15 protein-coding genes and 1 pseudogene are annotated in these 18,000 nt (G+C 34.4%); 2 read left to right on the top strand and 14 right to left on the bottom strand.

Features of this window, described 5'->3' with window-relative positions; genetic code table 11:
- Positions 1–428 precede the first annotated feature (428 nt).
- From spxA to NSQ89_RS03695, 8 genes and pseudogenes are all read right to left on the bottom strand, one after another.
- Complete coding sequence (gene spxA, locus NSQ89_RS03730; RefSeq protein WP_016204317.1) at positions 429–824, bottom strand: transcriptional regulator SpxA; 396 nt, start codon at positions 822–824, stop codon at positions 429–431.
- 586 nt (positions 825–1,410) lie between these two features.
- Positions 1,411–1,986 carry a GNAT family N-acetyltransferase gene (locus tag NSQ89_RS03725; protein ID WP_061797445.1) on the bottom strand — a complete coding sequence of 192 codons (576 nt, stop codon included), beginning with the start codon at positions 1,984–1,986 and terminating at the stop codon, positions 1,411–1,413.
- A 5-nt stretch (positions 1,987–1,991) separates the two neighbouring features.
- Complete coding sequence (locus tag NSQ89_RS03720) at positions 1,992–3,197, bottom strand: putative glycoside hydrolase (protein WP_341132262.1); 1,206 nt, start codon at positions 3,195–3,197, stop codon at positions 1,992–1,994.
- A gap of 175 nt (positions 3,198–3,372) precedes the next feature.
- On the bottom strand, positions 3,373–4,299 hold the full coding sequence (locus NSQ89_RS03715; RefSeq protein ID WP_047942448.1) for an ABC transporter ATP-binding protein: 927 nt from the start codon (positions 4,297–4,299) through the stop codon (positions 3,373–3,375).
- 1 nt (position 4,300) lies between these two features.
- Positions 4,301–5,368, bottom strand: a pseudogene (locus tag NSQ89_RS03710) (ABC transporter ATP-binding protein).
- A 12-nt stretch (positions 5,369–5,380) separates the two neighbouring features.
- Positions 5,381–6,298 (bottom strand): ABC transporter permease, encoded by a 918-nt coding sequence (locus NSQ89_RS03705; RefSeq protein WP_047942451.1) that lies wholly within the window; start codon positions 6,296–6,298, stop codon positions 5,381–5,383.
- Between the two features lie 2 nt (positions 6,299–6,300).
- Positions 6,301–7,236, bottom strand: coding sequence for an ABC transporter permease (locus NSQ89_RS03700; protein ID WP_047942453.1), 936 nt, complete (start codon positions 7,234–7,236; stop codon positions 6,301–6,303).
- A 191-nt stretch (positions 7,237–7,427) separates the two neighbouring features.
- Positions 7,428–9,041 (bottom strand): peptide ABC transporter substrate-binding protein, encoded by a 1,614-nt coding sequence (locus NSQ89_RS03695; protein WP_095321657.1) that lies wholly within the window; start codon positions 9,039–9,041, stop codon positions 7,428–7,430.
- Positions 9,042–9,702: 661 nt separating this feature from the next.
- Between NSQ89_RS03695 and trpS the strand changes: the two genes are divergently transcribed.
- The gene (trpS, locus tag NSQ89_RS03690; protein WP_341132261.1) at positions 9,703–10,692 is read left to right on the top strand and encodes a tryptophan--tRNA ligase; all 990 of its coding nucleotides are present in this window, start codon (positions 9,703–9,705) and stop codon (positions 10,690–10,692) included.
- Positions 10,693–11,207: 515 nt separating this feature from the next.
- On the opposite strand, the gene NSQ89_RS03685 is transcribed toward trpS, so the two are convergent.
- The 5 genes from NSQ89_RS03685 to NSQ89_RS03665 form a co-directional block, all read right to left on the bottom strand.
- The gene (locus NSQ89_RS03685) at positions 11,208–11,954 is read right to left on the bottom strand and encodes a YjbA family protein (RefSeq protein WP_047942457.1); all 747 of its coding nucleotides are present in this window, start codon (positions 11,952–11,954) and stop codon (positions 11,208–11,210) included.
- A gap of 379 nt (positions 11,955–12,333) precedes the next feature.
- Positions 12,334–13,089 carry a DUF2268 domain-containing putative Zn-dependent protease gene (locus NSQ89_RS03680; RefSeq protein ID WP_144581027.1) on the bottom strand — a complete coding sequence of 252 codons (756 nt, stop codon included), beginning with the start codon at positions 13,087–13,089 and terminating at the stop codon, positions 12,334–12,336.
- Positions 13,090–13,425: 336 nt separating this feature from the next.
- Positions 13,426–13,848 carry a Fur family transcriptional regulator gene (locus NSQ89_RS03675; protein ID WP_047942461.1) on the bottom strand — a complete coding sequence of 141 codons (423 nt, stop codon included), beginning with the start codon at positions 13,846–13,848 and terminating at the stop codon, positions 13,426–13,428.
- A gap of 269 nt (positions 13,849–14,117) precedes the next feature.
- The gene (fabF, locus tag NSQ89_RS03670; RefSeq protein WP_047942462.1) at positions 14,118–15,359 is read right to left on the bottom strand and encodes a beta-ketoacyl-ACP synthase II; all 1,242 of its coding nucleotides are present in this window, start codon (positions 15,357–15,359) and stop codon (positions 14,118–14,120) included.
- A gap of 70 nt (positions 15,360–15,429) precedes the next feature.
- Positions 15,430–16,368, bottom strand: a complete 939-nt coding sequence (locus tag NSQ89_RS03665) for a beta-ketoacyl-ACP synthase III (protein ID WP_047942464.1) — start codon at positions 16,366–16,368, stop codon at positions 15,430–15,432.
- 390 nt (positions 16,369–16,758) lie between these two features.
- On the opposite strand from NSQ89_RS03665, the gene NSQ89_RS03660 reads away from it, so the two are divergent.
- A complete protein-coding gene (locus NSQ89_RS03660; RefSeq protein WP_053215681.1) occupies positions 16,759–17,157 on the top strand; it encodes a hypothetical protein in 399 nt (132 codons plus the stop codon).
- A 64-nt stretch (positions 17,158–17,221) separates the two neighbouring features.
- Here NSQ89_RS03660 and NSQ89_RS03655 read toward each other — a convergent pair whose 3' ends face one another.
- Positions 17,222–17,998, bottom strand: a complete 777-nt coding sequence (locus tag NSQ89_RS03655; protein ID WP_341132260.1) for a Cof-type HAD-IIB family hydrolase — start codon at positions 17,996–17,998, stop codon at positions 17,222–17,224.
- Positions 17,999–18,000: the final 2 nt, after the last annotated feature.

Here is an 18,000-nt window from a genome sequence, read left to right as displayed (position 1 = left end):
AATTTTTATTTTTCCTTGTATTGTACCTTGTACTTTATATTTTATGACAAAAGCAGTATAAATGGAATTAAAATATCTTGGGAATGGAAAAAACCATTAAATGCCTATTCAAAGGCATTCACAATTTTCAATTATCTAAATAAATGAAGCCTTATTTAAACTCAGCAATTAGTTCTTTTAATACCATATTCCTGTACCGTTATATTTAGTAGTATTACCTCATAGAAATTATTTCAAACTAAAAAGTCCAGGCAATTACTAACACTTTAACCAGACTATCTAATCAAGTTAGATTGGTTTCTACCTTAAGCAATAGGAATGCCTCTGTTTTTTCTTAATTACTATATAAAAAAGAAAAACCTGACTGAACGGTACTAAATTTTCATTTAGTGCCGCCTTATGTCAGATTTTTTATACTTTGTTCCTAATTAGTTAACTAATCTTTGTGCTTCTCTTAACTGGAAAGTACGAACTTTTCTTGGTAAGAATCTGCGAATTTCATCTTCATTGTATCCTACTTGTAGTCTTTTTTCGTCAATGATTATAGGACGTCTTAATAGACCTGGATTATTTTGAATAATACCAAACAAATCTTGTAATGGCATTGTTTCTAAATTCACATTTAACTTTTGAAAAGTTTTACTTCTTGTTGAAATAATTTCATCTGTTCCATCTTCCGTCATACGAAGAATTTCTTTAATTTCCTCAATAGAAAGCGGTTCAGAAAATATATTTCTTTCTTTATAAGCAATTTCATGTTCCTCTAACCATGCTTTTGCTTTTCTGCAGGATGTACAACTTGGTGAAGTGTATAATGTTACCATTTTACAAATTCACGCTCCCTTTATTTAGACATGTAATTAACTACATTCATTATGATTATAAATAACTTGAGTTATCTTCTTGATAATTCTTAAATTATAATTAATTCAATCAAGTAATTTATATTAATTATTATACACTAATTGTTTGCTTTATGGTATATGTTTTAAAAAATTTATCCACAAGTATCATTAATTTCTGTATATAAGCTGCTACTAATTAAGGTAATTGCTGTGATTCTCCTCCTTTATGTAAGAAAAACTCGTTATGAAAGTACGAATCCTTCAGTTATTTTGTTACTTATCATTATAGACGTTTGAAAACCAAAAAAGTTTCAAAAAATTATCTCATCTGTTAAAATATTTGTTCTAAATATATATTTTCTGATTATATACCCATTATTTCTTTCTATTAAACCCCTATATATTCTCAATTAAGCAGATTTTAATGAAAATATAAAAAGATTTTAATAAAACTCTTTGTTAAATATATGGCAGCTTATCGTCAGCAGTTATCTTCGTTACAAGGTGACCGCTCATTTTGTAGGAGGGCGGTCACCTTGAGGGTAGCTGTTTTATTACACTTTAATCAAATTTCATCGAATAAATTTTTTCGTTTTTGTTCCATATTTAATTGAACTACTTCATCGACTGGTTCATACGATTCTCCGTAAAATTGGAAATCTTTATAGGTATGAATTTTATTATACGTTCTTACCAATGCTTGATAAACAACCTCTTCTCCTTCATTATTAGGAGCCCAGTAGAGAATTTCCATTGCATTCACTTCCCTAGTTGCTAACGATAAACGTTTATAACCAATAGAAGTTGCATGCTTAAACCCTTCACGCTGATAAAATTTCAGTCTTTTTTGAGTATCACTATCTTTATAATTTATCGGTTCCACTTCCAAAATAATAGGTTTTCCCTTTTCTTTCAGCTTTTCCACTAATTGATGACCAAGCCCCTGTCCTCTTGCTTTGTCAGAGACAAATAAATAATCGACAAAAACAAAATCCTCTGCTTCCACATACATTAACACATGATACTTTCCTTCATCCTTATGATAATATTCTGGAAAGTCCTTGAGTAATGCTTCCATATGTTCTTGTGATTTCATTTCTTCCACAGGGAAATATTGATTTAACTTATCATACCAATGCATCTAATTTAATCTCCTTTATTCTCTTTATTTTTCGGTGTATAATCGACATTCTTTGTATAATTATTCCCAGCATTCCATAATAAAAACTCATTAACTCCTTGATCATTCAAAGCTTCAATTTGTTTTTGAACCTCTTCTTTTCCATATACTTGATAATTATCTTTGCCCAGCCAGGCAGCTGTAAAATCCTGTAGCCATGGTCTTGAAATAGGTGGATTCTCTAATTGATTTAATTTTTGCTTTTCTACTTTAATATACTCCCTTACAAGTTCATAGGGGAATAAATCTGGCTTTTCAATCCCAAAATAATTTGTCCAGTGACTTGGATAAATCATAGAAGAAATAACATCGACATGTTTGCTTATTTTTGAAAAATTCTGGCCAATTCCAGGAGCTTCTTCTAAGGTTGCTGTATATCCAAATATATCAACAGAAACCTTCACATTATATGGCTCTAATTTTTCTTTTGCATATTGAACAAAGTCCGTAACTGCTTCTACTCGTTTCTCCCCTTCACTCTTATCTAATTTACGATAATCTCCTTTCGTATAGTTTAGTATATCTCCTTTATTTTCAAATCCTTCTGGAAAACGCACATAATCAAACTGTATCTCTTGAAACCCCATTTTTGCTGCCTCGATAGCAATATTAATGTTATAATCCCAGACCTTTTTTTCAAACGGGTTAACAAACGCTTCCCCTCTCCCATTCGTCCAAACCTTCTCTCCTTGGACAAAAGACCATTCGGGCTTTTCCTTAGCCAATACAGAATCTTTAAAGACAACAATTCGCGCAATCGGATAAATTTTCTCCTTTTCAAGCTCCTCTAAAAGCTTTGTCATATTTTTTATCGATTGGCTGCCAATTTCTCTATAAGGTGAATCCGCTTCCGGCATAAAAGTCAAATTACCATGATCTTCTTTATAATCAATAACCATAGCATTCAAATCTGTTGTTTTCACTAATTCCATTAATTGACTCCATTTGTTTCCTTCAATGGAATGACTGTTTACATAAATCCCCCTCACAGCATCCGGGTATGTAAAATCGAAATGAGTCTTCATTCTAGGTAAAGAAGCTGGTAAATGCTTTACCATAATTTTCACTTGTTTAGTTGGATGTTTAGGAATTATCTTTTCCCCTTTTGCAAATGCAATATTGGGAATCAACAAATATATGCTTAATCCAATGGATAATATTTTCTTTCTCATCGTGAAAACTCCCATCTACATACAGTATCTATTATCTATTGAGACTCTATCCATGATGTATCCCTTTTATTGTAACAAACACAAACAAGCATAATCTAGCAATTTCCAACTGTACGTAGGTATCCATTCTAAAAAGCCGACAATCAAGGATTGTCGGCTTGGAATTTACTTATTCTCATTGTGCTTTATATTTTTTATATTCACTTTCAGAGCAATAAACAAAATGTCCTGGTTTAATTTCTCTCATTTTAAGCTCTTCACCCTCTTGATATTGATGAACTGCTGGATCATAAACCGTTCTTTTTCTTGTTCGCTCTGTTTCTGGATCTGGCAGAGGAATCGCTGATAATAACGACTGTGTATATGGATGAATCGGATTATTGTATAATTCATCTGCAGGCGCTATTTCCACTAATTTTCCGAAATACATCACACCAATACGATCACTAATATATTTCACCATGGATAAATCATGGGCAATAAATAGATAGGTAAGCCCCTTTTCCTTTTGAAGCCTCTTCATCAAGTTTACAACCTGTGCTTGAATGGAAACATCTAATGCAGAGATTGGTTCATCTGCAATGATAAAGTCTGGATCTACAGCTAATGCACGTGCAATTCCAATTCTTTGTCTTTGTCCGCCTGAGAACTCATGCGGATAACGATTGGCATGCTCTTTATTTAAACCAACTGTATGAAGCAGCTCATATACTTTTTCCATTCTCTCTTTTTTGTTTTTCGCTAAACCGTGAATATCAATGCCTTCTGCAATTATATCAGCAACGGTCATTCGAGGATTTAAAGAAGCATATGGATCTTGGAATATCATTTGCATTTTACGATTAAATCTCTTTAATTCTGCCCTTGATTTTCTTCCATGAACATCTTCTCCATTAAATAAAACTTGACCGCCTGTTGCATCATAGAGGCGGATAATCGTTCTGCCAGTTGTCGATTTTCCACAACCAGATTCGCCTACCAAACCTAATGTCTCTCCTTTGAAAATATCAAAGGTAATATCATCTACTGCTTTGACAACATTAGGAGTATCAACATTGAAATATTGCTTCAGATTTTTTATTTCTAATAACTTTTCTTTCAATTTATTTATCCCCCTTTACTAATACTGGTGTTTCAAAGTTAGAGGGTAACGTTCTTATTCTTTCTTTAACTGAAGCTGGTGGTTCTACTGCTGGCGCATTCGGATGCAGTAACCATGATTTCACAAAATGTGTTTCAGACACTTGATACACTGGCGGCTCTTGTTCAAAATCAATTGCTAATGCGTATGGATTTCTCGCAGCAAATGCATCTCCTATAGGAGGATTCGTTAAATCTGGAGGTGTTCCCGGAATAGCAGCAAGCTCATCTTCATTATCATTGTCTAAACTTGGCATAGATGCAAGAAGCCCCCATGTATAAGGATGTCTTGGATCGTAGAATATTTCATCAACTGTTCCCATTTCAACAATTTGACCAGCATACATTACAGCAACACGATCAGCCACATTTGCGACTACCCCTAAATCATGGGTAATGAAGATAATACTCGTATTCATTTTCTCTTGCAAATCTTTCATTAAATCTAAAATTTGCGCTTGAATCGTAACATCTAAAGCTGTTGTTGGTTCATCTGCAATTAATAGATGTGGGTTAGCAGCTAAAGCAATGGCAATCATCGCACGTTGTCTCATCCCACCAGAAAATTCATGCGGATATTGTTCCACCCTTTTCTCTGGTTTAGGAATTCCAACTAAGCTTAACAATTCAACAGCTTTCTTTTTTGCCTTTTCCTTGTTCATTTGCTGATGTTTTATCAGTACTTCCATGATTTATGTACCAATACGCATAGTCGGATTCAAAGATGTCATAGGATCTTGGAAGATCATACTCATTTCCTTCCCACGGATACTTTCCATCTCTTTATCCGTTTTTTGAACAATATCTTCTCCATTAAATAAAATTTGTCCTCCTTTAATATGGCCAGGAGGCATCGGGATTAATTTCATTAATGTTTGGGACGTAACACTTTTACCTGATCCGGATTCACCAACAATAGCTAATGTTTCCCCTTTGTATAAATCAAAGGATACTCCACGAACTGCCTGCACTTCTCCTCCATACGTATGGAATGAGACTTGTAAATCCTTTACTTCTAATAATTTTTCCATGTATCTCACTCCTTACTTACGTAGTCTTGGATCAAGAGCATCTCGGATTCCATCGCCAATAACATTAAAGGCAAATATTGTTAAACATATAAACAGTGCAGGGAAAAATAATCGCCATGGATAATATTGCAGTGCTCCGATTCCATCATTGGCCATCGTTCCCCAGCTGGCTAATGGAGGAGTTAATCCTAAACCAAGATAGCTTAAAAATGCCTCTGTAAAAATAGCATTAGGTACAGTTAAAGTTAATGTCACAAGAATTGGCCCCATTGCATTTGGGACTAAATGTTTGCTCATAATTCTTGATACACTTGCTCCTAACGTTCTGGAAGCAAGAATATATTCTTGGCTCTTTAAGGATAATACTTGTCCACGGACCATTCTCGCCATATTAATCCAACCAGTTATACTCATTGCCAGAATCATCGTCCATATTCCCTGGCCAAGAACAACCATTAAAAGAATTACTAGTAAAAGGTAAGGAATACCATATAATACATCCGCTATACGCATCATTACTTCATCGGTTTTTCCACCTTTATAACCTGCAATCCCTCCCCAGATTACGCCGATAACTAAATCAATCAAGGCTGCCGCTACCCCAATAAATAACGATATTTTCGCACCATACCAAATTCGAGCAAACATATCTCGGCCAAGGTCATCTGTGCCAAAATAATGTTCAGCACTTGGAGGCTGATTCGTTTTTGTATAATCATTCTCATAATAATTGTACGGAGTTAATAACGGCCCTATTAAAGACATAACAATTAAAAGAATTAAAAGAACAAGTCCAAAAACCGCAAGCTTATTTTTCTTAAAACGAGTAAAAACATCTTTCCAAAACGACAAACTTGCTTTGGATATTTTCTCTGACTCTATGCTGCTATTGCCAACTATTTCAAATTTATCTTTCGAAATTTCTTGCATCTTTACGCTCCTTTCTTCCCGCCCGATAGTTTAATTCGAGGATCTATTAATCCGTACAATAAGTCGACAAGAAGAACAGATACTAACAGGATAATACTATAGAAAACAGTTACTCCCATAATCGCTGTATAATCACGGTTATTTATACTTTTGACAAACTGTGATCCGAGACCTGGAATACCGAAGATTTTCTCAATAACAAAACTACCTGTAACAATTCCCGCCGATAAGGGCCCCATGTATGAAACAACGGGAAGAATCGCATTGCGGATGGCGTGCTTTACAGTAATATTAAAGCCGCTTATTCCTTTTGCTTTTGCCGTTTTAATATAATCATTGCTTAACACTTCTAACATTGAAGATCTAGTTAAACGAGCAATAAATGCTGTTGGTCCAGCTGCTAATGCGATTGCAGGCAGGACACTTTGCATAAATGTTCCCCATCTTGCTACAGGGAATATCCCCAGCTTCATCGCAAAAATATATTGCAGAAAAGCTGCCATAATAAACGAAGGTACTGATATTCCTAATACTGCGACAATCATCGCCAGATAATCTTGCCATTTATTATGTCTTAAAGCAGCAATTACCCCTAATGTAACACCAATGGCTAAAGCGATAAAAATTGCTTCTACGCCCAAGACTAATGATACCGGGAATCCTTCATTGATTAATTGATTCACCGTTTGGCTCTTATATTTAAAAGATGGACCAAAATCCCATTGAACAACTCTTAGCAAATACTCTCCATATTGGACATACCAAGGCTGATCAAGTCCATAATGGGCGTTTAAATTTGCTTCGATTGCAGGCGGCATTTTCTTTTCCGATGTAAATGGGTTACCTGGTGCCATCCTCATGAAGAAAAACGTAGCTGTTATGATTAACCATAAGGATAGCGCCATAAACAGCAAACGTTTTGTTAAGTACTTTATCATGGTTTTACCTCCATTTTTTCTAAACCAATGCCAATTAGCAAGGAAGAGGATGCCCTAGGAAACGAGCTTACTTAGAAAGTATCACTCGTTAAATAAGGCAGCCTCTTTTTTCTCTTTAGCTTTGTACTTTCATAAAAAATTAAAGTTCGAATTTCCTATAGTATGATGAATGAACAAAGCCAACTATTGTATTATTCAAAATGTGCCCATTTTAACTGTGCTTCCCCTAAACCTGAAATGACTACATCTTTTAGATTATCTTTTTGTACCCATGTATTTGTATAGAAATAAACAGGTGCAATTGGAAGTTCGTTCATTAAAATAGTTTCTGCATCTTGTAATAATTGTTTGCGTTTTGCCTCATCTGTTTCTTTTTGTGAAGCATCAAGAAGTTTTTTGTATTCAGGATTTTCCCACCCAGTATCATTATTTCCTCCGTTTGCATCACGGTATAATTCTAGGAAATTAAATGCATCATTATAGTCACCAGACCATGACATACGTCCAACCTGGTAGTCACCAGAATCAATTTTCTCTAGATAAACTTGCCATTCTTCATTATCTAGCTCAACATTAATTCCAAGATTTTTCTTCCACATATCTTGAACCGCTTGTGCAATCTTAGCATGTGCTTCACCGGTATTATATGATAATGTGATTTTTGGTAAGTCTTTTACACTAGCATAGCCTTCCTCTTTTAAACCTTTTTCCAGAGCTGCTTTTGCTGCTTTGATATCATTATCTTTAAAATAACCTTTTTCGTTTTCTGAAAACATGGTTGGAGGAACAACTGCCGTTGCTGGAATTTGTCCACCTTGTGTAATTTGCTCAACAATTGCTTTACGATCTATCGCATATGTTAAAGCTTTACGAATATTTTCATTGTTAAATGGCTTTTCTTTTGTATTAAATTTATACCAATAAGTACCTGCTATCGCTTTGATATTTAGGTCACCTTTATCTTTTAAAGCTTTAATAGAATCAGTAGGTAATGCACCAAAAGGTAAGCCAGCCCAATCTAATTCATCGTTATCAAACATGCTTAATTCTGTTGTTGGATCTTCTACCATTGTCATTTCTACTGTTTCTAATTTAACCTTGTCTGCATCCCAATAGTCTTCGTTCTTTTCTAAAAGGATAGACTCACTATGATTCCATTCCGTCATTTTGAAAGGACCATTCGTTACATAATCATCTCCAGCATTTTTATACCAATCTGGATTTGCTTCTGCAACGTTTTTATTAACTGGGAAATAAGTATAGAAAGCTAGCAATTGTAAGAAATATGGCGTTGGGTTTACCAAGGTTACTTCTAACGTTTTTTCATTTACTGTTTTAATAGCAACATCATCAAGACTACCTTTACCATTATTTGCTGCTTCAGCACCTTTAATGGCATATAGTTGATAAGCATACTGTGATTGGTTTTGAGGATCAATTGCCCATTTCCAGGCATATTCAAAGTCTGCTGCTGTTACTGGATCACCGTTTGTCCATTTTGCATCTTCGCGGATTTTGAACGTGTAAGTTAACTGATCATCTGATATATCGACTTTTTCTGCCATAGCTGGCTGCGGAACTCCATCTTTATCAATTCGAGTTAACCCTTCAAAAGTTTGAATTAACACTCCACCAGATGTTGAATCTGTAGCTAATGCTGGATGTAATGTTGGTGGTTCTGAAACAATATTTAAACGAAGATTTTGTGATGATTTATCACTACCACCTTTGTTATTACCACATGCAGCAAGAAAAGCACTGAGTGTAAGCACTAAGCTCATTAGTACAAGCATTCTTTTTCTCATGTAATTACCCCCTTAATAATTTCCTCAAATGGAACTTCGAAAATAGCTTTCCCACTCTAAACCTCAGAATACACAAGCAGTCATTTCCTAAATAGTCAGTCAATTAGAACAAATGACAGTTTCCAATTAAAATAGCAGCACGGTAAAACGCACAAAATATTATATAGGAATAATTTTTTCATTCATTACAAATTATTTATGTATTCTTACATGTTTTTAAATAGTCTGAAATATTACTATCTAATCCATTCGCAATGACAATTATATAGTTGGATTATTCAACACGCAAGAATTTTGTAGAATTTTGTAGAATAAAAACAAATCTGAAATATATAAATCTACAGAATAATTATATTAATATAAATTTATCAGAATTCAAAATTATTCCTTGCATCCATTCTTTTTTCTTAAAATTTGTCAAACTTTAAGAAAACAGCCTTTGCATATCAACTAATCATGCTAAAATGGTTATAATAATGATATTGATAATTAAGTTTCTAGATTCTATTTTTAACAGTACTAACGTATTTGCTTGAAGAAAACTGTTTCTCTTGCAGATAAACATGGCTCTAAAATAAACTATTAAATAGAATAAACCGCTTGATTAGAAACATCCATAAACTAATCAGGGGTCTAGAATACATATTGGAGGAAGTATTTGATGAAAACTATCTTTTCTGGGATTCAACCAAGCGGCACCATTACATTAGGGAATTATATAGGTGCATTAAGTCAATTCGTGGAGCTGCAAGATGAATACAATTGTTTCTTCTGTATTGTGGATCAACATGCCATTACAGTGCCTCAAGATCGCATGGTACTTCGAAACAATATTCGCAGCTTAGCAGCTCTGTACTTAGCTGTAGGAATCGACCCTAAGAAAGCGACTTTATTTATTCAATCAGAAGTACCAGCCCATGCCCAAGGAGCTTGGTTGATGCAGTGTATTTCTTATATTGGCGAATTAGAAAGAATGACACAATTCAAAGACAAATCAACTGGTAAAGATGCTGTTTCTGCTGCATTATTAACCTATCCACCATTAATGGCTGCAGACATCCTTCTATATAGTACAGATATTGTTCCAGTTGGAGAAGATCAAAAACAACATCTAGAATTAACTCGTGATCTAGCCGAGCGTTTTAATAAAAAATATAATGATATTCTTACAATTCCTGAAGTACGCATTCCAAAAGTAGGAGCTCGCATTATGTCCTTACAGGATCCTACAAAGAAAATGAGTAAATCTGATACAAATAATAAGGCAACCATCACTTTATTGGACGAGCCAGCACAGATTACGAAGAAGATTAAAAGTGCGGTAACAGACTCTGAAGGTATCGTTAAATTCGATAGAGAGAATAAACCAGGGGTTTCCAACCTTTTATCTATTTATTCTATTCTTTCAGGGGAAAGTATCCAAAGCCTTGAAGAGAAGTACGAAGGAAAAGGATATGGAGATTTCAAGTCTGACTTAGCCAACGTTGTAGTGGATGCATTAAAACCAATTCAGGAAAAATACAATGAGCTAATGAATTCAACGGAATTAGATGACATTTTAGACGAAGGTGCGGCAAAAGCAAATAAAGTGGCAGGGAAAATGATTAAAAAAATGGAAAATGCAATGGGATTAGGACGGAAACGACGTTAAGCTCCTCCCTTATCAAAACGATGGCTAACTCCATCGTTTTTTTATGCTTCAAATCAAGCAGGGTGAAGATTTCAGATGAGGAATTACAGTTTACACGGGGTTATGAGAGGTGTGAGAAAAATTAATATCGAGGTGAATTTATCTTTATAACAGAGCAACCCTTTCTGTTACTTTATCCTGATAAAAATTCGCAGAAGAGAGTAGGACATAACAAAATAATTAATGGATAATGACGAACAATCTCTAAATTAGTAGGGAAACCAATTCGTTCCATTACGCTACAGACACTCTATGCGCCGGGGAGCAACCTAAGCCTGTGGGGTCTTAGGCTTTGCTCTACTTCCCGCAGGAGTTGAGTGTCCTCCTAACGATCCCCCTTCTAAAAAGGGAATAAAACCCAAACAATCACAGGAAATATACTTGGTATCTCCTCAAATTGTTTGGGTTTAACTTAGTGCTAGGATACTTAAGACTCTGGCTTTTTTATCCTATTAATTTTATTTAATTGGTTACTATTAATTTACTTTCGGGCCATGCTCCATTTCCCAGAGTTTTTCAAAAAAAGGCTGACCTTTTATAATATTCTCACAAAACTGTTCATGCTTTTTAGACCATCCGTATTTTGTACACTCATATAGTTCATTCCACGCATGTTCAAAATCTAAATGCTGAATCTCAAAATAGCGTTCTGGGCTCCATTCTGTGTACCAATAACGAACTTCTGCTACATTTTCAGAAGAATGTAATTGATCTAATGCCATAAACAATAATTGCTTTAATTGTCTTTCTTTTCTCGTTAATCCATTCATCACATGAGGATCAGGTGATAGAATATGGAACTCTTTTTTCTCTTCGGTGTTTTGAAAGTTATAATAAATCGTTTCTTGATTTTCAAGCAATTCATAAGCCAATTGTTCTTGTCTAGGTATCATTCGGCTTTTTCGAATTGGAACAGAGTATCCGATTGTATCTACTACTAACAGACCAATCCCATCAGAAACAACAAAACAATAATCCAATTGAATTCGTTCATGATTCTTTCGTAGATATGCCTTCTGATAAATCTCTTCTAATAATTGTCGCGGTATTTCTGCCAAGTCATTTTCTATGTAATTATATAAGCATGAATCTACTTTCAAAAGTGGCACTTGGTCCAATAATTCAACACCATCATCTTTTCTCCATTCATGAAAGTGACATACATTATATCCGTTTTCTTCCCCTTCAAACCAATTTACCCAAACATCATGAAGATACTGCATATTTTATCCCTCACTTCAACAACTGTTTGTCCATAAGTATTGTCAGAGCTTAGTAAATTTATTCCTATTTTCAAAGGATTATTTTTTTCATATGATTTTCTCTTTGCATTCCAGTTTTCTAGTAATAGACATATAAATAGCGGAATATCATTTTTCTCTTTAAATATATTGCCAAAGTTCATCCTTAAATGGAACGATTCTTTTTTTACTAGGTTAGTTTCGGATTCATCCATGCCATTTTTTATAACCTATTAACATAATATGTACAAACTTTCGTTAACATGTCTTTTTCTTTTTGTTAAGAGGAGATTCCCTTTCGTGTTTCCATAAAAATAGCGAGCCATTTTGCTAAACTCGCCATTCAAATAGTAGTGTGATTTTACAAAAAAACTTCACTTTTAATTGTGAAATGATCCTTTTCTAAGATTTTGTGCTTGGAATGTAATGAATTAACAAGATAAAAACCTGTATTATAGCCAATAAGGCGTGGATAGCGTCTATAACCGTACAATAAATCATCATGTTTCTCTTCTGTTTTTTTTACATGTAAATATTCCTTAAGCTCCGTCTCCCAAAATTGCTTTATTTCTTCTTCATCATATAAGTGACACCAAGTGGCATTATAGGCTTCTCCGCAGTTTTCTTTCACCGCAAGCTCTGCTAACCCTTCCATTATGATGGAATCTAATAAAGTATAATCTTCTATAGCTTTTTTTTGGTAATGAATTCGGCATACATGATGATATTCATGAATAAAAAGGGCTTCTAGCTCTTTTTCATTTTCTACATCACCAATAAATAAGAAAAGCTGATCAGGAAATGATACACCCGATTTATTTTCTTCTCCTCTCCATGAAGACTGAAAGGGAAATACATATATGGGTATATCTGGTCCCTTCCATTTTTTTTTATACTTTGAAAAAATCCGCTCTAATTTATTCCACGTATCTTGTTCCTTCATCTTCTCAAATGCTTGTCTCGAATGTCTTGATGGCTTATACATTCCAAATCTCATTAAATATCGATATATATTTTGAGGCTTATCTCCATCAAATGCTGATTGAAAATGTGCACATATTGTAGTTGGTTCATAAAAATTATCTTCTAACCATTTATTTGTTTTGATTACCCCCACCGCTATTTCCCCTCTTCACTCATTTTTTCCTATTCATTTAAACAGTATATGGATTTCAAAATTAGAGGTTCCATAGCTGGCAGTGTATGATACTATTTAACCTTGATAGCAGCCAGTCTTTTCAAAACTACCTATACAAAAAGGGATAGACAATAAAGAACTCCACTCCCAGTTCTTCTTGTCTATCCCTTTTCTCTGTAATCGAAATAAATTTATATATCTAGCTTTTATTTCTGTAAATCTTTCAATATTCTACTTCCACATCCACATCGGATGGAATGCTTCAATTTTTTTATTGGTTGTTTACATTCTAAACAAATATTCTCTTTTTTTCGTTCACGCATTTGAACACTGCTCACAGGTTCCATAAAATTGGAGGCTGTGGGAACTGATATGGAACTTAGATATGGATTTCGCAAATGCCTCTACCTCCCTTAAAGTAGGATACCAAATATCCACTATTTCTCCACAATTGCTACAGACAATATGATAATGATCCTCTTTCTTCCATTCATATTTACTTAATCCTTCTCCGAATTGTATCTCTTTTAATAACTGTAATTCCGTAAATAGATGGACATTATTATAAACAGTTGTAATACTTACCGAAGGCATATTCTCATTTAGGACATGGTAAATTTCATCTACTGTCCAGTGCTTGTTGTCTTTAGAAAGTATGTTAATTAATTCTAGCCGTTGTGGTGTTAAACGTATATTTTTTTCTTTTAAGAGGTTTTTAGCTCTTTCTATACTAAGCATAGAATTCTTCCTTTCTACGTAATATGCTAGTTCACCTTCTAAAGAAAGCGTTTTCTTTCTAAACTGATTCACTCCGAATTTTCTATGTTAAATAATAGAATTATAGTTTTAATTATATACACTTTATAATAATAGTCAATATTAATTTAAAATTATTATAAATAAAGAGTCGATGTTTTATTTTTGTAATAAAAAAACTGCTAAGCCTCGATTTATAAATGAAGCTTAGCAGTTTTTTATTAAATGCTCTTTCAAACAAAAACCATTAATTATTGATATTTTTTAAACACAATTGTAGCGTTATGACCCCCGAATCCTAGGGAATTACTCATTGCTACATTTACTTCTTGTTTTCTATGTGTGTTGATAACATAGTCTAGATCACAATCTGGATCTGCTGTTTCAAAATTAATCGTTGGTGGCACGATGCTATCTTTTATGGCTAATACGCTAAAAATAGCTTCTATTCCCCCTGCTGCACCTAGTAAGTGACCTGTCATTGATTTGGTTGAACTCATTGGTACTTTATAAGCATAGTCTCCAAATACTTCTTTGACAGCCATTGTTTCAAACTTATCATTATAAGCAGTACTTGTACCATGGGCATTAATATATGAAACATCTTCTGGAGTAAGTCCTGCATCATTGATTGCCATTTTCATTGCTCTTGCTCCACCTTCGCCTCCTGGTGCAGGGGAAGTAATATGATAAGCATCTCCAGTTGAACCATATCCAACTATTTCTGCATAGATTTTAGCTCCTCTTGCTAATGCATGCTCTAATTCTTCTAGAACAACAATTCCTGCTCCTTCTCCAATAACAAAGCCATCACGATTTGCATCAAATGGTCGGCTTGCTGTTTTCGGATCTGGGTTAAAGGATAAGGCCGTATTTGCACAGAAGCCTGCTACTGACATTTTAGTAATCGGCGCTTCAGCTCCACCAGTAATCATCGCATCTGCATCGCCACGCTGAATTACTTTAAAGGCATCTCCGATTGAGTTTGTTCCCGTTGCACAAGCAGTAACTGTACAAGAATTCACGCCTCTTGCTCCTAATGTAATAGATACCTGTCCTGATGCCATATCTGGAATTAACATTGGTACGAAGAAAGGACTTACTCGTTTATATCCTCTTTTTTGGAAAGTTTCATATTGATTTTCGAATGTCTCCATTCCGCCAATACCTGACCCAATCCAAACCCCAACACGCGGTGCGTTTTCATCAGTGATTTGCAATTCAGCATCCTTTACAGCCATCAAGGAAGCTGCGACTGCATATTGTGTAAAGCGATCCATTTTTCTAGCATCTTTTTTATCCATAAAATCCTCTGGATTAAAGTCCTTCACTTCTGCTGCAACTTTAGCTGGATATTCATCTGCATTTATTCTAGTTAATGGGCCAATTCCAGAAACTCCCGCAACAATATTTTTCCAGGTAGTTATTGCATCATTACCAAGCGGTGTTACAGCACCAATACCAGTAACAACTACTCTTTTATTTGTACTCATGACTTTTTCTCCTTTTTTGTAATTATCATCAACTTAAAAAGTATATTCTATTTATATAGGAAGAAATTTATTATCTGCCCCAGCGCATTGCAATCGCGCCCCATGTCAAACCTCCACCAAAACCAACCATTACAAGTACATCATCATCTTTGATTTTACCAGCTTCTAGTTCCTCCACCAATGAAATCGGAATAGATGCTGCACTTGTATTTCCATATTTATGAACCGTTTTCGATAGTTTTTCTTCTGGTAAGTTTAATCTTTGTCTGGATGCTTCCATTATGCGAATATTAGCTTGGTGGGGAATAAGAAAGTCTACGTCTTCTTTAGATAATCCAGCTTTCACCAAAACATTCTCACTGCTTTCTCCCATTTGGCGAACAGCAAATTTAAAAACTTCTCTACCATTCATGTAAATATAGTCTTCCTCATCTAAATAAAGATGTTTTCCACCTGAACCATCTGCCCCTAGCTCAAAAGAAAGAATGCCTCTTCCTTCAGAAACCTTCCCTAATACAGCAGCTCCTGCACCATCACCAAAGAGAACAGCAGTATTGCGATCTTCCCAGTTCGTAATTTTAGAAAGCTTTTCTACCCCAACAACAAGTATATATTTATAAACACCTGTATCAATAAATTGTTGGGCAGTTATCATCCCATACATAAAACCTGCACATGCAGCACTTAAATCCATCGCTGCTGCTTTTTTAGCTCCTAGTTTTTCTTGAATCATACAGGCAACAGAAGGGAATGATTGATCTGGCGTAACAGTTGCCACCATAATCATATCAATATCTTCTGGGTGAATACCTGCATCATCAATTGCTTTCTTTGCTGCAGCTAATGCAATATCAGATGTATCTGTATTGTCGTCTGCAATTCTTCGTTCTTCTATCCCAGTTCTTGTTCTAATCCATTCATCATTCGTATCAACCATTTTTTCTAAATCAAAGTTTGTTAAAATTTTCTCTGGAAGTTCACGGCCAATACCAATTATTCCTGTTCCCAAAGCTTTCAGCTCCTTTATAGTCACCGGTTATCCGGTATATGTTTCGTTTATGACTGTTAATTAGTATAAACAGTCTTTTCATTAAATCCTATTAGAATGATTGCTTAAATGATGCCAGTCTGTTGAGTTTAAATCGGTGCCTTTGGTAATTCACAGACAAAGAAGCTTATACCGTTTTCTTCGTTTATTCTCACTGTTATTCCAAAGAAAACATTATTCATACAGTATTATATTATTATCAATTATTATGACTTGGTACTAATTTTATCAAATTCCTCTACCCTTTTGCAACATATTTTACTTTCTATTACATTGGTCTAAGCATTCCTTGATATTTATCATAGCATATTAAGAGCATCATTCCATAATCGTGAAATAGGAGGAAATAGTGTGGAGGATCTTAAAGAGGAATTCTATGATGAAAAAGATAATGAAAAAATAGAAGAGGAAGAGACAGCAATTGATCACTTTTCCATGTTTATGTTTGGTACAAACCGTCAATCTGTTAGAAAAAAGCAGCAGGTTGAACATTTCCAGCATAACGACAAACAACCATCCTACAGCAGAAGAGAGAAAGGGGATGATTGGATTCTTGGAAGAAGTGGCGGAAAAACACAGCAAGTAGAAGAAAAAGATGAAAATGTAAATATTGATGCGGTTGCAAATTTTTTAAATCAAATTGACTTGGAACTTCTGATAAAAAACGTTGATTTGTTAATGACATCAGCAAATGACTTAAAACCTATTTTTAAGAAAATTACCCCATTTATAAAAAAATGGATGGATTAACTTTGCAAAATATCATTACTTGTTAATCCATCCTCTTTTATGATTTTTAATTTTTACTAACGGATCAAATGATTCCACATAAGTGTAATCCATTTACAATACCATCCTCGTCGTTACTAGTTGTAACATAGCTGGCTGATTTTTTTACAATATCAAATGCGTTTCCCATTGCAACTGGATATTTAACGAGTTCAAACATTTCTAAATCATTTAATCCGTCTCCAAATGCATACGTATTCTCAACAGAACAATTTAAATGAGTTAACAAATACTTTATGCCTGTTGCCTTTGACTTTCCTTTGGGGTAGATATCACATCCATAAGGTGAATTTCTTATAAACTGAAAATGTGGGAACTTCTCCTGATAATAGACTTCTTCATCTGGTTCACAAAAAATTAACATTAAATGAATGGGTTCTTGATTGTACAAGCCTTCATTTATAGGAGGATATTTCCCACCTACTCTTTCATAATTCTTCCTAATTAAAGTAGACCCCTCATTTGTAACGCAAATCTTTTCCGCATTATAGAACGCCATTTCATGCCTATTTTTCATTGCATCCAGATGAAGTTCTTTTACTACACCTACTTCTAATGGATTTTCATAAATCGTTGTTCCTTTATACACTACATACTGTCCATTCATAGCAACTACTGAATTAATACCTGTAGCTTCTAATATATATCCTATTTCCATTAATGTTCTACCTGTAGCTATAATAGGCTCAACACCGTTTTCCTTTAATTTTTTTATTGCCGCAATGGAACTATCTGACACAGTAAGCTTACTAGTCAGAAGTGTTCCATCTAAATCAAAAAATACAATTTTGTTCGTTTCCATAT

The sequence above is a fragment of the Niallia sp. FSL R7-0648 genome (genome assembly GCF_038007005.1).
Classification (GTDB): domain Bacteria; phylum Bacillota; class Bacilli; order Bacillales; family Cytobacillaceae; genus Niallia; species Niallia circulans.
This window is presented reverse-complemented; position numbering and strand designations above follow the sequence as displayed.